Here is a 15,703-nt window from a genome sequence, read left to right as displayed (position 1 = left end):
CACATGCATGCTGGTTCCGACGGACGTTCTCCTCATCTTCGTGCCGGCGGCGCTGGCGCTGAACCTCACCCCCGGCAACGACATGCTGTTCTGCCTGGGGCAGGGGATGCGTGCCGGCCCGCGCGCCGGGATGGCGGCGTCGGCCGGCATCACCGTTGGCGGGCTGATCCATACGCTGATCGCCGGCGTTGGCCTTGCCGCGCTGCTGCGCGCGCATCCGGCCGCCTTCGAGGTTATCCGCTGGGCGGGTGTTGCCTATCTCGTTTATCTGGCCGTCCAGGCGTGGCGGCAGCCCGCGCCTGATCTTGCGCTCCGCGCCGGTGCGACGGGGACGGCGGCGCGCGCGTTTCGCGAGGCGGTGGTGGTGAACCTGCTCAACCCGAAGGTTGCGGTGTTCATCCTCGCCTTCCTGCCGCAATTCGTCGATCCCGAGCGGGGGTCGACGCTGGCGCAGTTCCTCGTTCTCGGCGGCATCTTCAATGCCGGTGGCATGCTGGTGAACCTCGCCGTCGGCGGCTTTGCCGGCACCATCGGAAGCTGGCTCGCCGCGCGCCGTCGTCTCGCGCGCGGTTTTCAGATGCTCACCGGCTGCATCTTCCTCGGCCTCGCGGCACGGATCGCCTTCGAGCGGCGGTAAGGCCCCTCGGATGCCCCAGGAGTGCCTCGCCGCCGACCGGCTCGCGATTCCCTCGTTCTGATATTCTTTTCAATCGTTCCAATCTGTATCTTGATCCAGCCCGGCGCGAGCGGGGAGCTTCGGGCGGGCGTCGTCCGTCAGGGACCGTTCCGCCGTCATGATCTCGCTGCCGCGCCGATGGGTGACGACGATCCGCTCGCTGCTGGTCCTCATCCCCGCCCTCGGGCTCGCCGCCGGTTTCCTCCTCGTCGCATCAGGCCGGGGCGGGGGCGCCGGGACGGTATGGGCGCTGGCCACCGTGCCGGTCGTCGCGACGCTTCTGGTGCAGATCGTCGTGAGCCTGCGCCGAGGCGACACCGGCCTCGACATCGTGGCGGCCCTGTCGATGGGCGGCGCCCTGCTGCTCGGCGAACCGTTGGCCGCCGTCGTCGTCGCGCTCATGTATGCCGGCGGGCAGTATCTCGAAACCTTCGCGGAACGCCGCGCCACCCGCGAGATGGCGGCGCTGGTCGCCCGCGCGCCCCGCTCGGCCCTGCGCTATGCGCAGGACGGCCTGAGCGAGGTGCCGATCGAGGCGGTGAAGCCCGGCGACCGCCTGCTGGTGCGCAAGGGCGAGGTGGTTCCGGTCGACGGGCGGGTGGCCGACGGCATCGCGCTCATCGACCTGTCGGCGCTCACTGGCGAATCGCTGCCGGTGACGCTCGCCCCGCACGCTGAAATCCCGAGCGGTGCGCTCAACGCCGGCGCGCCCTTCGATCTTCTCGCCGACCGTCCCGCGTCCGAGAGCACCTATGCGGGTATCGTCCGGCTGGTCGAGGCCGCGCGCGAGGCAAAGGCGCCGATCGGACGCCTCGCCGACCGCTATGCACTGGTCTTCCTCGCCGTCGTGCTGGTCATCGCTGGCGGCGCCTATGCGGCGAGCGGCGATCCGGTGCGCGCGCTCGCGGTGCTCGTTACGGCGACTCCGTGCCCGCTGATCCTCGCCGTGCCGGTGGCGCTGATCGCCGGTGTGTCCCGCGCGGCGCGGCGCGGCGTGCTGGTCAAGGGCGCGGGCGTGCTCGAGGCGCTCGCCGGCATACGCTGCGCCGTGGTCGACAAGACCGGGACACTGACGCAGGGCCAAGCCAGCCTGGTCGCCATCGAGCCGATGGGCGATCTGCCCGAGGCGGAGTTGCTGCGGCTCGCCGCCTCTCTGGATCAGGCCTCGCAGCATGTGGTGGCCGCCTCGCTGGTGCACGCGGCGCAGGCGCGCGGCCTCACGCTCTCCATGCCCCGCAACGTCGAGGAGACGCCGGGCGAGGGGGTCGAGGGCGACGTTGCCGGCCGCCGGGTGCGCGTCGGCGGCATCGATTATGTGCGGAGCGCGCTTCGCGGCGGCGTGCTGCATGACGTGCCGCGCTCGCCCGGTACGCTGCGCGTGGCGATCGCGGTGGATGGCCTCCCGGCGGGCCTGCTGCTGCTGGCGGACGAGCTCCGCGCCGAGGCTGCCGGCGCGCTCGCAAGCTGGCGGCGCTCCGGCGTCGAGCGCATCGTGCTCGCTTCGGGCGACCGGCGCGACGTCGCCGAGCATATCGGCGCCGCGCTCGGCGTCGACGAGGTGCGCGCCGGTCTCCGGCCCGAGGACAAGGTGGCGATCGTCGAGGAGGAGCGACGGCGCGGCCCGGTGATGATGCTCGGCGATGGCGTGAACGACGCGCCGGCGCTCGCGGCCGCGACGCTTGGCGTCGCCATGGGCGCGCGGGGAGCCGCGGCGTCCTCGGAAGCCGCCGACGCGGTGCTGATGACCGACCGGCTGGACCGCCTCGGCGAGGCGATGGCGATCGCCCGCCGCTCGCTCGGCATCGCCCGGCAAAGCGTCATCGTCGGCATCGGGCTGTCCTTCCTGGCAATGGCGATTGCCGCCGCCGGGTGGCTCAGCCCGGTTCAGGGCGCGCTGGTGCAGGAGGCGATCGACGTCGCGGTGATCCTAAATGCCCTGCGGGCGCTGGGCGGCCCGCCGCCCGGCGCGTGACGCGGAGCCGCGTCAAGCGCATAGCCTGTCAGATATCCAGGAGTTCCTCGCCGGCGAAGGCGGCGCGCTCGGAGATGAAGGCGAAGCGGCTCTCGGGCTTGTTGCCCATCAGTCGCTCGACGGCATCGGCGGTGGCGGCCTTCTCGGCCTCCTCCACGGTGACGCGCAGCAGCGTGCGCGTCTTCGGGTCCATGGTGGTTTCCTTGAGCTGGCCCGGCATCATCTCGCCGAGGCCCTTGAAGCGGTTGACCTCGACCTTGCCGCGCCCGCTGAACTCGCGCGCCAGCAGCGCGTCGCGATGCGCCTCATCGCGCGCATAGAGCGTCTTGGCACCCTGCGCGATGCGGTAGAGCGGCGGCACGGCGAGGAACAGGTGGCCGTTCTCGATCATCTTCGGCATCTGCCGGAAGAAGAAGGTGACCAGCAGCGAGGCGATGTGTGCGCCGTCGACATCGGCGTCGGTCATGATGATGACCCGCTCGTAGCGCAGGTCCTCGTCGCGGTAGTGGCTGCCGGTGCCGCAGCCCAGCGCCTGGATGAGGTCGGCGAGCTGCTGGTTCTGGGCGAGCTTGTCGCGTCCGGCGCTGGCGACGTTCAGGATCTTGCCGCGCAGCGGCAGGATGGCTTGGGTTTGCCGGTCACGGCCCATCTTGGCCGAGCCGCCGGCCGAATCGCCCTCGACGATGAACAGCTCCGAACCGGCCGCCGAGCTGTTCGAGCAGTCGGTGAGCTTGCCCGGCAGGCGCAGCTTGCGCACTGCGCTCTTGCGGGAGATCTCCTTCTCCTGCCGCCTGCGAAGCCGTTCCTCGGCGCGCTCGATCACCCAGTCGAGCAGCCGGCTCGCCTGCATCGGATTGCCGGCCAGCCAATGGTCGAACGGGTCGCGGATCGCGTTCTCGACGATGCGCGTCGCCTCCGCCGTGGCGAGCTTCTCCTTGGTCTGGCCCTGGAACTCCGGCTCGCGGACGAACACCGAGAGCATCGCCGCGCAGCCCGCCATCACGTCGTCGCCGGTGACGGAGGCGGCGCGCTTTGCGCTGCCGATGCGCTCGGCATGGTCGCGCAGGCCGCGCAGCAGTGCGGTGCGGAAGCCGGCCTCGTGGGTGCCGCCCTCGGCGGTCGGGATGGTGTTGCAGTAGGAGGAAACGCCGCCATCGGCGTCGGCAAGCCAGGCGACCGCCCATTCCACCGAGCCGTGCCCGCCCGGCCGCGCCGTCTTGCCGGCGAAGATATCCGAGTGCACCAGCGTGCCGCCGGTGATGTCAGCAGCGAGATAGTCCTTGAGGCCGCCGGGGAAGCGGAAGGTGGCCTTCTCCGGCACGTCCGTTCCGGCGACGAGCGCCGGATCGCAGTTCCAGCGGATCTCGACGCCGCCGAACAGATAGGCCTTGGAGCGCGCCATGCGGAACACGCGGGCGGGCTTGAAGCGGGCCTCGGTGCCGAAGATCTGCGCGTCCGGATGAAACCGAATCCGCGTGCCGCGCCGGTTCAGCACCCGGCCGACTTCGGCGAGCGGCCCCTGCGGCAGGCCGCGCGAATAGGTCTGGCGGTAGAGCGTCTGGCCGCGCGCCACCTCGACCTCCAGCACGTCGGACAGCGCGTTGACCACCGAGACGCCGACACCATGCAGGCCGCCCGAGGTCTCGTAGACCTTGCTGTCGAACTTGCCGCCGGCATGCAGCGTGGTGAGGATCACCTCCAGCGCCGACTTGCCGGGAAAGCGCGGATGGTTCTCGACCGGGATGCCGCGGCCGTTGTCGGTGACGGTCAGGAAGCCGTCGCTATCGAGCTCGACCTCGATGAAGCTGGCATGCCCCGCCACCGCCTCGTCCATCGAATTGTCGATCACCTCGGCGAAAAGGTGGTGCAGCGCCTTCTCGTCGGTGCCGCCGATATACATGCCCGGCCGCCGGCGAACCGGCTCCAGCCCTTCCAGCACCTCGATATGCGCGGCGGTATAGGCCGCCTCGGCCGAGGAGGAGGCTGGACGCGGCTCCGCCTTCGCCGCTGCGGGGCGGCGAGGCTCGGGTTCGGGCAGCGTGGCGAAGAGATCGTTCGGATTCGACATGGGGCCTTCGGCTCGGGGCGGGCGTGGTCACGTTGGACGCGATTCGTTCTTCCCACGCACTATGCCAGCCCCTTGCGCGGGACGGTACTGCCGCGCGTTCAACGCGAGAGTCTGCGCCGGTTGGCGCGCACTTTCCGGCGGTAGAGCGAAACGACGCCGGAAGGCGCCGTGTCGAGCCGTCCGGTGGCGGCCGCCGAGGCGATCCGCAGATTGGCCTCGCCGAGCGCCACCATCTTCTCGGACACCATCCGCATGGCCTCCATGCCGGAGCGCACGTCGCCGGAGCCGAAGCGGGCGAGCCGCAGCGCTACCACCGCCTGCGCCTCGCTGGCGAGGCCGGCGAGTTCAAAGCCGAGGCCGATGAATCCGAAAGGGCTGAGCATGGCGAGACGCTCCTTCTACATGAGAGCGGCCCGCACCGCTGGGGGTAGTCATATCGTCATTCTTTTCATGGCAGCAAGGTTTCGCCGCAGCAAGGCATGGCGGCCCAGCGCCGCCTCGTCTTTCGTCGCAGCGCGGTTCGGTGTAGACGCGGGGCGCATTGCGGTGCGCGCGCCCGCGCTTATGTAGGGCGCGCTGCGCAGTTGGAGGACGGGTCCATGACGGATGCCAAGGCGAGGATCGCGATACTGGGTGCTTCGGGCTATACGGGCTCGGAACTCGTGCGACTGCTCGTCCGCCATCCGCGCGTCGAGATCGTCGCGCTCACCGCCGACCGCAAGGCCGGCCAGAGCATGGCCGACGTCTTCCCGCAATTCGCGCCGCTGAGCCTGCCCAAGCTGGTGACGATCGAGGAGGTCGACTGGTCCAATGTCGATCTCGCCTTCTGCGCGCTGCCGCACGGCACGACGCAGCAGGTGATCAAGCGCACCTTCGAGCTCGCGCCGCACATCAAGATCGTCGATCTCTCGGCCGATTTCCGGCTGCGCGATCCCGGCGCCTATGAGCAGTGGTACGGCCACCCCCATCAGGCGCTGGAGCTGCAGCAGGAGGCCGTCTACGGCATCACCGAGCTCTATCGCTCGGACATCCGCAAGGCTCGGCTTATCGCCAATCCCGGCTGCTACACCACCACGGCGATCCTGCCGGTGGTGCCGCTGATCGAGGCCGGCGCGGTGGAGCCCGAGAACATCGTCATCGACGCCAAGAGCGGCGTCACCGGCGCCGGCCGTTCGGCCAAGGAATCGCTGCTCTTCACCGAGGTGAGCGACGGCATGCACGCCTATGGCGTCGGCCACCATCGCCACATGGCCGAGCTCGACCAGGAATATTCCAAGGCGGCCGGCCGCAGCGTGGTGCCGAGCTTCACGCCGCATCTGGTGCCGATGAATCGCGGCATCTACGCGACCATCTATCTGAAGACCGGCGCCGGCGTCGGCGCGGCCGGTGTGCACCGGGTGCTGGCCGATTTCTACAGGGCCGAGCCCTTCGTGCACGTGCTGCCGCTCGGGCAGGTGCCGCAGTCGCGCTTCGTGAAGGGCTCGAACATGGCTTTCATCGGCGTGATCCAGGATCGCGCGCCGGACCGGGTGATCGTCATCTCGGCGACCGACAATCTGGTGAAGGGCGCCTCCGGCCAGGCGGTGCAGAACATGAACCTCGTGCTCGGCTATCCCGAGACGACGGGTCTCGATCAGATCGCGCTGTTCCCGTGAGGCCGAGCCCTTGCCGATCGGGTGGAATCACCTGATCGGCAAGAACGTGCTCTCGATTAAATGCTCTAGCGCTGCCGGGCCTTGTAGCTCGGCGCCAGCGCCGTGCCGTTCCACTTCCACGTACCCCAGCAGGCCGTGCCGGAGGTGACGTCGCTGCACAGCTTCTTGTCGACCCGCAGATAGAACGTCGCCAGATCGGCGCCCTGCATCAGCGTCGGGCGGACGCCGCGCAGCTTCGTCGGCGCGTAACTGGCGCGCGACAGGCTGACGGCGATGTCGCAGCCGTCGGCGGCGGCGCAATAGGCAGTCGGCGCGCCGTCGCAGCGCAGCGTCTGCGTGTTGAGCACATAGTCGAGCCGGCCGTCATGATCGATGTCGGCGCTCATCATCGCCGGCCACGCATTGCCCTGCAGCTTGCCGCCCGCCGCACTGCATTGCGCGAAGAAGGCGCCGACCTGGTCCATCACCGGCTGCGGCGCTGGAGCGGGTGGCGCCGGAGCGGCATTGGCCTGACGCGTGAGCGTCTCCATCGCGTCGTCGATCTGCAACTGCAGTGTGGCCACGCGGTTGCGATAGAGCGGCAGGAGGCAGCCGGCATTGGCGCCGCACTGCGCCCGCGCCGCGAGGAAGGCGCGCGCCTCGTCGCGCCGCGTGCCGCTTCCCCCCATCAGCATCGGCACGCGGTCATAGGCGTACCAGAGGCCGCCCATCTCGCTGTCGAGCGCCGAGAGGGTGGCGTCGGCGCATATGGCACGCTCGTCGGGGGCGGCCGCCTTGGCGCAATCGAAGCTGGCCGCGCCCGCCGCGTGGGGCGCGGCGATCAGCCCAAGCAGGCCGAGGGCAGCGGCAAGACGGCGAGCGCTCACGCCTTGACCTTCACATAGCTGCCCGGCGCGTCCTCGATCGGCGCGAACTTCTTGCCGCCGGGTACCCGCGCCGGCACGCGCCGGGGTTCGATCGCCTCGATCCATGAGAGCCAGTCCGGCCACCACGAGCCGGGGTGTGCCTCGGCATCGTCGATCCACTTCTCATAGGCGCCCGAGGGGGAGGGGCCGGTCCAGTACTGGTACTTGGCGCGCGAGGGCGGGTTGATGACCCCGGCGATGTGGCCGGAGGCGGCGAGCACGAAGCGGGTCGGCGTACCGAATTTCTGCATGCCGAAGAACACCGAGGGTGCCGGCGCGATGTGATCCTCGCGGGTGGCGAGGCTGTAGGTCGGCAGCGTCACCCGCTTCAGGTCGATCTTCAGCCCGCCGAGGGTCAGCTCGCCCTTGGCGAGCCGGTTCTCGAGGTAGCAACTGCGCAGATAGAAAGAGTGGTTGGCCGCCGGCAACCGGGTCGAGTCGGCGTTCCAATAGAGCATGTCGAAGGGGAAGGGCGCCTGGCCCTTGAGGTAGTTATTGACCACATAGGGCCAGATCAGGTCGTTGGCGCGCAGCATGTTGAAGGCGTTGGCCATGCGCCGGCCCTCCAGCACGCCCGCCTCCAGCATGCGCCGCTCGATGGCCGCGACCTGCTCCTCGTCGATGAACACCTTGAGGTCGCCGGCATAGGTGAAGTCGACCTGTGTCGTCAGGAAGGTGGCCGAGCGTATGCCCTTGTCCTTCCTTGCCGCCGCCAGCCAGGCGAGGGTGATGGCGAGCATGGTGCCGCCGACGCAATAGCCCGCCATGTGAAGGTCGCGCGAGCCGGAGGCCTGCCGGGCGACCTCCATCGCCTTCAGCACGCCGTCCTGCATGTAGGACTCGAAGCCCTTATTGGCATGCGAGGGATCGGGATTGACCCAGGAGATCACGAACACCGTCAGGCCCTGCGCCACCGCCCAGCGGATGAAGGATTTCTCCGCGTTGAGGTCGAGCACGTAGAACTTGTTGATCCACGGCGGCACGATCACCAGCGGCGGCTTCAGCACCGTCTCGGTGGTCGGAGCGTACTGGATGAGCTGCATCAGCTCGTTCTGGAAGATCACTTTGCCCGGCGTGGCGGCGAGGTTTTCGCCGACCTTGAACTTGGTCGTGTCGGTCTGGCGGATCTTGAGGTCGCCGCCGCCCGCCTCGATGTCCTCGGCCAGCATCTTCATGCCGCGCACGAGGTTCTCGCCGTTGGAGGCCAGTGTGGTGCGCAGCAGCTCCGGGTTGGTCAGCACGAAGTTGGACGGCGACACCGCGCTGGCGATCTGGCGGACGTAGAATTCCGCCTTGTGCTTGGTGTGCCTGTCGATCTCGGCGTCGTCGACCAGCTTTTCCGCCCAGTTCGCGGTGAGCAGATAGGTCTGCTTCAGCGCGTCGAAGAACGGGTTGGTGCTCCATTCGGCATCGGCGAAGCGGGTGTCGCGCACCTCGGGCGTCGCCACCGGCTCGGCCTCCTCGCCGCTCAGCCTCTTCAGCGTCGAGGACCACAGCGACAGATAGCCGCCGATCAGCCGGGACTGGGCGTCGATCGTCCGCTGGGGGTCCTGCAGCCAGTATTCCGCGACCTGGCCGAGCGTCTTCATGACGTCGGCGATGTCCTCCGCCATGTCGTCCTTGACCCGGCCGTCCTCGCGCGGGCGCAGATAGGCGGCCATCGCTTTGCCGCCTTCTTCGACCAGACGGGCAAGGTTGCCGGCAAAGGCTTCGAGGTCGATGGGACCGTCGGCCTTGCCGGCGTCCGGTTTCGGGGAAGCGTCGCTCCGCTCGTTGGCGCGAGGGGGCTGTACGATGGTCCTGTTGCTCACCGCTTGTCCTCGCGGGCTGGTCACTGACGGATAGGCATCATAAACCCGGTGCTCCGGAGTAGCGAGTGTGTCGCGGCAACGCGATGAGATCGTATAAGAGGCGAGTTTGGAGACCCCGGCGATGATCGGAATCAAGCGGAAGGAAGACCGGCATCCGCCCGCCATGCGCCGTCCGGCGTCGGTTTGCGCCGCCCTGGCGGCCGGGCTCATGCTCGCCGGATGTGCGATTTCCGACATTCCCTTCGTGAAAGACCGCGTTGGCGAGGTGCGCGGGCCAGACCCGAAGACGCTGTCCTACCCGACCTTCGGGACCATCTCTGCGCCGACCAGCGACAAGCCCGTGCTCGACGACGCCGGGCAGAAGAAGATGCAGGACGACCTGCAGAACGTCGCCAAGCAGCGCGAATCACAGAAGCAGCAGGAGCTTGAAGAGAACGCCGGGCAGTAGCGCACATCACGCTTCCGCCACCTTAACCTGCGATTCCAACGCTGTGCGCGCCAGCGAACAATGGTATGAAGCGCGCTCGTGCCGCCCCGGGAGAATCCGTGGCGGGTCTGGAGCTTGAGACCGATGACCGATTTCCACCGCATCCGCCGGCTGCCGCCTTACGTGTTCGAGCAGGTCAACCGTGTAAAGGCCGCCGCCCGCAACGCCGGCGCCGACATCGTGGACCTCGGTATGGGCAACCCCGACCTCGATGCCCCGGCGCATGTGGTCGAGAAGCTCAAGGAGACCATCGGCAAGCCCCACACCGACCGCTATTCGGCGTCCAAGGGCATTCCGGGCCTGCGCCGCGCGCAGGCGGCCTATTACGAGCGCCGCTTCGGCGTGAAGCTGAATCCCGACACGCAAGTGGTCGCGACGCTGGGCTCGAAGGAAGGCTTCGCCAACATGGCGCAGGCGATCACCGCCCCGGGCGACGTGATCCTCGTGCCCAATCCCAGCTATCCGATCCACGCCTTTGGCTTCCTGATGGCGGGCGCGGCGATCCGCTCGGTGCCCTGCGAGCCGGGGCCGGAATTCTTCCATGCGCTGGAGCGCGCGGTGGCGCACTCCATTCCCTCGCCGCTGGCGCTGGTGCTCTGCTATCCGTCGAACCCGACGGCCTGCGTGGCGGATATCGATTTCTACCGCGACGTTGTCGCCTTCGCGAAGAAGCACGATCTCATCGTGCTCTCCGACCTCGCTTATTCCGAGGTCTATTTCGACGATGTGCCGCCCCCGTCCGTGCTTCAGGTGCCCGGCGCGATGGACGTCACCGTCGAGTTCACCTCCATGTCGAAGACCTTCTCCATGGCCGGCTGGCGCATGGGGTTCGCGGTCGGCAACGAGCGTCTCATCGCCGCGCTGGCCCGCGTGAAGTCCTATCTCGACTACGGTGCCTACACGCCGATCCAGGTGGCGGCCACCGCCGCGCTCAACGGCCCGCAGGAGTGCATCGCCGAGATGCGCGCGGTCTACAAGAAGCGCCGCGACGTGCTGGTGGACAGCTTCGGCAAGGCCGGCTGGGAAATCCCCTCGCCGAGCGCCTCGATGTTCGCCTGGGTGCCGATCCCCGAGAAGTTTCGCCGTCTCGGCAGCGTCGAGTTCGCCAAGCTGCTGATCGAGAAGGCTGACGTCGCCGTCGCCCCCGGTGTCGGCTTCGGCGAGCACGGCGACGACTATGTGCGTATCGCGCTTGTGGAGAACGAGCAGCGCATCCGGCAGGCGGCGCGCAATGTCCGGCGGTTCCTTGAATCGGGCGCCGAAACATTGCACAACGTCGTTCCTCTCGCCGCGGCGCGCTGACAAGCGGGGTTCACCCCCGCGAGGGCGTCGTATTCGTTCCCTGTTGCGTTCGGATTGCATATGGCGCCGCCGCTCAGAATAGGCATCGCCGGCCTCGGCACGGTCGGCGCAGGCGTGGTGCGCATGCTCTCACGCCGCAAGGACGAGATCGCCCTGCGCACAGGGCGCCCCGTCGAGGTGGTCGCGGTCAGTGCCCGCGATCGTACCCGCAACCGCGACTGCGATGTTTCCGGCATGCGCTGGTTCGACGATGCGGTCGAGCTGGCGCGCGATCCCGGTATCGACGTCTTCGTCGAGCTGATCGGCGGCTCGGACGGCATCGCCTGCCGGGCGGTGGAAGCCGCAATCGAGGCGGGCCACGACATCGTCACCGCCAACAAGGCGCTGCTCGCCCATCACGGCGCGAGTCTCGCGGCGGCTGCTGAAGCCAAGGGCGCCCTGATCAGCTTCGAGGCGGCGGTCGCCGGCGGCATTCCGGTGGTGAAGACGCTGCGCGAGGCGCTGCTCGGCAACCGCGTCGAGCGCGTCTCGGGCATCCTCAACGGCACCTGCAACTACATCCTCACCAAGATGCAGGAGGAGGGGCTGTCCTTCGAGGACTGCCTCGCCGAGGCCCAGCATCTCGGCTATGCCGAGGCCGACCCGACCTTCGACATCGACGGCTTCGACACCGCCCATAAGCTGACTCTGCTGGTCGCGCTCGCCTTCGGCGTCCAGCCCGATCCGGACGCGATCCATGTCGAGGGCATCCGCTCGATCACGCTCGCCGACCTCACCGCCGCCGACGAGCTCGGCTATAGGGTGAAGCTGCTCGGCGTCGCGGTGCGGACCGAGACCGGCATCGAGCAGCGCGTGCATCCGACCATGGTGCCCAAGCACTGGCCGATCGCGCAGGTGTCCGGTGTCACCAACGCGGTCGCCATCGACGGCGACGCCGTGCCGCTGATCCTCGCCGGGCCGGGTGCCGGCGGCGATGCCACCGCCTCCGCCGTGGTGGCCGATCTCTGCGACGCCGCCATCGGCCGGCGCGGCGCGCCGTTCGGTTATCCGGCGGCGAGCCTGCGGCAGGCCGGCCGGGCGACAATCCAGCGTCATGAGGGCGGCTATTATATCCGCCTTGCCGTGGTCGACCGGCCCGGTTCGGCGGCGACCATCGCCCGGCACATGGCGGAGCAGAACATCTCGCTCGAATCCATCATGCAGCACCGTCGCGGCCGTCCGCATGGCGGGGATCGCCCGGAGAGCGCCGAGAACCCGGCGCCGGTCGTGCTGATCACCTATGCGACGACCGAGGATGCGGTGCGCCACGCCATTGCGGCCATCGAGGCCGACGGCGTTATCACCGCGCCACCGCAGATGATACGTATAGAAAAGGACTGAGAGGGGCTGACAGCATGGCGGAAATCACGGTCAAACCGGATCAGGCGCTGGAGCGCATCCTGACGCTGGAGCTGGTGCGTGTCACCGAGCGCGCGGCGGTCGCCTCCGCCAGCCTGCGCGGGCGCGGCGACGAAAAGGCGGCCGATAAGGCCGCGGTGGACGCCATGCGGCGCGAGCTGAACCGCCTGCCGATCGCCGGCCGTATCGTCATCGGCGAGGGCGAGCGCGACGAGGCGCCGATGCTGTTCATCGGCGAGGAACTCGGCACCGGCAAGGGGCCGGCAGTCGACATCGCGGTCGACCCGCTCGAGGGCACCACGCTGTGCGCCAAGAACATGCCGGGCTCCATCGCGGTGATGGCGATGGCCGAGGGCGGCACCATGCTCTACGCCCCCGACGTCTACATGGAGAAGATCGCTATCGGCCCCGGCTATCCCAAGGGCACGATCGATATCGACGCCTCCCCTGAGGAGAACATCAACTCGCTGGCCAAGGCCAAGGGTGTGAAGCCCTCCGAGATCACCGCGCTGATCCTCGACCGTCCGCGCCACGCCGGCATCATCGCCGCCGCGCGCAAGACCGGCGCAGCGGTGCAGCTCATCACCGACGGCGACGTCGCCGGCGTCATCCACACCACCAACCCGGACGAGACCGGCGTCGACATCTATCTCGGCACCGGCGGCGCCCCCGAGGGCGTGCTGGCGGCGGCGGCGCTGCGCTGCATCGGCGGCGAGATGTACACCCGTCTGATCCTCGACACCGACGAGAAGCGGGCCCGCGCCAAGAAGATGGGCGTCTCCGACCCGAAGAAGATCTACACCATCACCGACATGGTGCGCGGCGACTGCCTGATCGCGGCGACCGGTGTCACCACCGGCAACCTGCTCAAGGGCGTGAAGTACGACAAGGGCGTGGTGAGGACCCATACGGTGGTCATGCGTTCGGCCTCCGGCACGGTGCGCTGGATCGAGGCCGAGCATCGCGACCTGTCGAAGTTCCATCTCGACTGAGCGCGGGCAGGGGGCTCGCCGCCGCGGGCGATTTGCCGCGTATCGGGAAAGCTTTCCGGATCGGGCTTGATCGGCGGGGGCGGGCCGCTTACCTCGGAGATGCGGAATGCGCTGTGATCCGCAAGCCGAGGCGCCCCGCCTCAATCCGTTGACGCGATGAGGAACGACCCATGACCGCCGCTGACTACCAGAAGAGCCATCATTCTCCGCTGGTGCCGCTGCTCGCCAAGGTGACCGAGCTCTGCGAGAAGGACGACTACCGCGCGCTGGCCGAGACCTTCGCCGCCTTCATCAAGGAGCACGAGACCAGCCGCTATCTCGCGCTGGAGCCGATTCCGTTCCGCATCAGCGACCACCTGACGAAGAAGCACGGCTCCTCCTCGGCGGTCACCACCTTCACGCTGCGCCACTCCACCTGGGCAAGTGACGTGCAGAAGGCGCTCGACGCCGGCCCGGACGCCTTCGTCGCGCTGATGAAGGATATCGACGCCCAGGTCGCCGAGATCGCCAGCAAGGCCAAGAAGCTCAGCTAAACCAGAGCTGAGCTGACCGCTGGCGGGATTTCAGCGCGGGGCCGGTTCTGCCGGTCCCGCGATCTTCGCCGCATCCGGCGCCCGCCTGCCGAGGAAGAAGTCCACGCCGACCTGCACCATGAGCGGCTGCGAGGCGTGGGGGCCGTCATATTCCAGATAGACGAGGTCGTAGCCCGCCGCACGCAGCTTGCGCGCGTGGGAACGTCCGGCGGTGTCGATCGGCGTCTGCGTGTCCTTCGTGCCGTGGGCGACGAAGACGCGCGGCGCGCCTTCCTGCGCCAGCACCGTCATGAAGCCGGCTGAGAACGCCAGTACATGGGTGACGAAGCGCCCGTTGGACAGGCCGGTCGAGAGCGAATAGCTGCCCCCGTCCGAATGGCCGGCAAAGGCAAGGCGGGCGGGATCGAGCGTGAAGCGCGAGGCGACCTCGGCGAGCCCGATGTCGAGCCGCTCGCGATCCGGCCCGTTACCGGCGATCACGATGTCCCAGGTCGGAAACAGCGACTGCGGCACCAGCAGCAGGAAGCCGCGCGTCTCCGCATGCCGCTTCATAATCGGCATGATCTTCTCGGCGCTGCCACCACCGCCATGGAACAGCACCATCAGCGGCGTCGGCTTAGCTGGATCGATGCCCTCCGGCACCACCAGCACATAGTCGCGCTGATCGAACAGCCCGAGATCGTGCCGGCCGGGCGGCAGCGGCGGCTTGGTAGGCGCGGCATGGCGGAAGCCGAGCCGGCCGGCGAGCGCCAGCTCCCCGGCGGTGGTGGGTTCGTCGGGCTGCTCGGTATCGTGCACGGCATCGTTCTGCATGATGCCCCTTTAACCCGATTGCACCGCTTTGAAAATTCCGGCCCGTACGCCATCCCGCGCGTGGCGCCGGCATGCCCGCGCCACGCATGCCGCCGACGCGGGACAGTCATGTCGTTACACCAGTAGGTGGGAGCCCATTCGTGATGTAGACAAACAAAACCGCCGGCTGCCGCCTTCCGGCGGCGATTCCCGTTATGCGGCCGTCTCGCCGGTACCCCATGCCCCTGAAGGACAAGCTGCTCGCCATCGCGGTCGTTTCCGCGTGGGCGCTGAACATGATCATCGTCAAGCAGGGCGTGGCCGAGATTCCCCCGATCCTGATGAGCGCGCTGCGTTTCGCGCTGGTCGCCGCGCTCGTGGTGCCGTTCACCCGCATCACCCGCGAGCAGCTTCCCTGGCTGCTGCTGGTGTCGCTGACCTTCGGGCTGATGCATTTTGGCCTGCTCTTCATCGCGCTGAGCATGTCCGAGGTGGGCACCACGGCAGTGCTGGTGCAACTCGGCGCGCCGATCGCCACCGTCCTTGCCGCCATCTTCTTCCGCGAGCGGCTGGGCCTCGCCCGCATTCTGGGTCTCGCCGTCACGCTGGTCGGCATCGGCGTGCTGGCGGCCGGGCCGACCCTGCCGGCGCCGATGCCGCTGTTGTTGCTGGTGCTCAGCGCGAGCGGCTGGGCGGTGAGCAACCTCGTCATCAAGTCGATGCCGGAGATCGCGCCGGTCACGGTGATGGGCTGGACCTCGCTAATCGCCACGCCGATGCTCGCCCTGCTGTCCTTCGCGCTCGAGGACGGGCAGGTGCAGGCGCTTGCCGCCGCCGGCTGGCATGGCTGGCTGTCGGTGGTCTACAGCGCGGTGATCTCCTCGATCATCGCCTATGGCGTCTGGTACTGGCTGCTGCAGCGTCATCCGGTGAACAGCGTGGTGCCCTACTCGATGGTGCAGCCGATGCTCACCGTCATCTTCGGCATCGCGCTGCTGGGCGACACGCCGGCCCCGATCAAGCTGATCGGCGCCGCGATCGTCGTCGCCGGCGTGGCGTTGGTGCTGCGCCGCCCGGCCGATCTGCTGCCCGAACAGGCGTGAGCGGGCCGG

14 protein-coding genes are annotated in these 15,703 nt (G+C 68.6%); 9 read left to right on the top strand and 5 right to left on the bottom strand.

The genetic code is table 11. The features are described from left to right. Positions 1–7 precede the first annotated feature (7 nt). Positions 8–637 (top strand): LysE family translocator, encoded by a 630-nt coding sequence (locus tag U742_RS0117715; protein ID WP_029355419.1) that lies wholly within the window; start codon positions 8–10, stop codon positions 635–637. 157 nt (positions 638–794) lie between these two features. Next, positions 795–2,648: a heavy metal translocating P-type ATPase gene (locus U742_RS0117710; RefSeq protein ID WP_029355417.1), complete on the top strand. Its 1,854-nt coding sequence runs from the start codon at positions 795–797 to the stop codon at positions 2,646–2,648. Between the two features lie 28 nt (positions 2,649–2,676). On the opposite strand, the gene parE is transcribed toward U742_RS0117710, so the two are convergent. Together parE and U742_RS0117700 are read right to left on the bottom strand one after the other, a co-directional pair. Continuing rightward, the gene (gene parE / locus U742_RS0117705; protein WP_029355415.1) at positions 2,677–4,716 is read right to left on the bottom strand and encodes a DNA topoisomerase IV subunit B; all 2,040 of its coding nucleotides are present in this window, start codon (positions 4,714–4,716) and stop codon (positions 2,677–2,679) included. Between the two features lie 98 nt (positions 4,717–4,814). Beyond that, the gene (locus U742_RS0117700) at positions 4,815–5,099 is read right to left on the bottom strand and encodes a hypothetical protein (protein ID WP_029355413.1); all 285 of its coding nucleotides are present in this window, start codon (positions 5,097–5,099) and stop codon (positions 4,815–4,817) included. A gap of 216 nt (positions 5,100–5,315) precedes the next feature. Between U742_RS0117700 and argC the strand changes: the two genes are divergently transcribed. Next, positions 5,316–6,371 carry an N-acetyl-gamma-glutamyl-phosphate reductase gene (gene argC / locus U742_RS0117695; RefSeq protein ID WP_029355411.1) on the top strand — a complete coding sequence of 352 codons (1,056 nt, stop codon included), beginning with the start codon at positions 5,316–5,318 and terminating at the stop codon, positions 6,369–6,371. Positions 6,372–6,436: 65 nt separating this feature from the next. Here the strand turns inward: argC and U742_RS23430 are convergent, their stop codons facing one another. Further along, positions 6,437–7,237 (bottom strand): lysozyme inhibitor LprI family protein, encoded by an 801-nt coding sequence (locus U742_RS23430; protein WP_197028285.1) that lies wholly within the window; start codon positions 7,235–7,237, stop codon positions 6,437–6,439. Further along, positions 7,234–8,937, bottom strand: a complete 1,704-nt coding sequence (gene phaC, locus U742_RS0117685) for a class I poly(R)-hydroxyalkanoic acid synthase (RefSeq protein ID WP_248310418.1) — start codon at positions 8,935–8,937, stop codon at positions 7,234–7,236. Before phaC ends, U742_RS23430 begins: the two co-directional genes overlap by 4 nt. A 271-nt stretch (positions 8,938–9,208) precedes the next feature. Between phaC and U742_RS0117680 the strand changes: the two genes are divergently transcribed. The 5 genes from U742_RS0117680 to U742_RS0117660 all read left to right on the top strand — a co-directional run bounded on the left by U742_RS0117680 (position 9,209) and on the right by U742_RS0117660 (position 13,799). Then, positions 9,209–9,535, top strand: coding sequence for a hypothetical protein (locus tag U742_RS0117680; RefSeq protein ID WP_029355405.1), 327 nt, complete (start codon positions 9,209–9,211; stop codon positions 9,533–9,535). Between the two features lie 123 nt (positions 9,536–9,658). Next, the gene (locus tag U742_RS0117675) at positions 9,659–10,876 is read left to right on the top strand and encodes an LL-diaminopimelate aminotransferase (protein WP_029355403.1); all 1,218 of its coding nucleotides are present in this window, start codon (positions 9,659–9,661) and stop codon (positions 10,874–10,876) included. Positions 10,877–10,936: 60 nt separating this feature from the next. Beyond that, entirely contained in the window at positions 10,937–12,256 is a 1,320-nt protein-coding gene (locus U742_RS0117670; protein ID WP_029355400.1) for a homoserine dehydrogenase, read from the top strand. A 14-nt stretch (positions 12,257–12,270) separates the two neighbouring features. Next, positions 12,271–13,266 carry a class II fructose-bisphosphatase gene (gene glpX, locus U742_RS0117665; RefSeq protein ID WP_029355398.1) on the top strand — a complete coding sequence of 332 codons (996 nt, stop codon included), beginning with the start codon at positions 12,271–12,273 and terminating at the stop codon, positions 13,264–13,266. A 170-nt stretch (positions 13,267–13,436) separates the two neighbouring features. Then, positions 13,437–13,799, top strand: coding sequence for a hypothetical protein (locus U742_RS0117660; protein ID WP_029355396.1), 363 nt, complete (start codon positions 13,437–13,439; stop codon positions 13,797–13,799). A gap of 30 nt (positions 13,800–13,829) precedes the next feature. On the opposite strand, the gene U742_RS0117655 is transcribed toward U742_RS0117660, so the two are convergent. Next, positions 13,830–14,612, bottom strand: a complete 783-nt coding sequence (locus tag U742_RS0117655; protein ID WP_051661302.1) for an alpha/beta hydrolase — start codon at positions 14,610–14,612, stop codon at positions 13,830–13,832. Positions 14,613–14,830: 218 nt separating this feature from the next. On the opposite strand from U742_RS0117655, the gene U742_RS0117650 reads away from it, so the two are divergent. Further along, positions 14,831–15,694, top strand: coding sequence for a DMT family transporter (locus U742_RS0117650; RefSeq protein ID WP_029355392.1), 864 nt, complete (start codon positions 14,831–14,833; stop codon positions 15,692–15,694). Positions 15,695–15,703: the final 9 nt, after the last annotated feature.

The sequence above is a fragment of the Allobosea sp. 117 genome, from assembly GCF_000702305.1.
Lineage (GTDB): Bacteria > Pseudomonadota > Alphaproteobacteria > Rhizobiales > Xanthobacteraceae > Ancylobacter.
The sequence above is the reverse complement of the archived record's forward strand: the minus strand, read 5'-3'. Positions and strand labels throughout refer to the sequence as shown.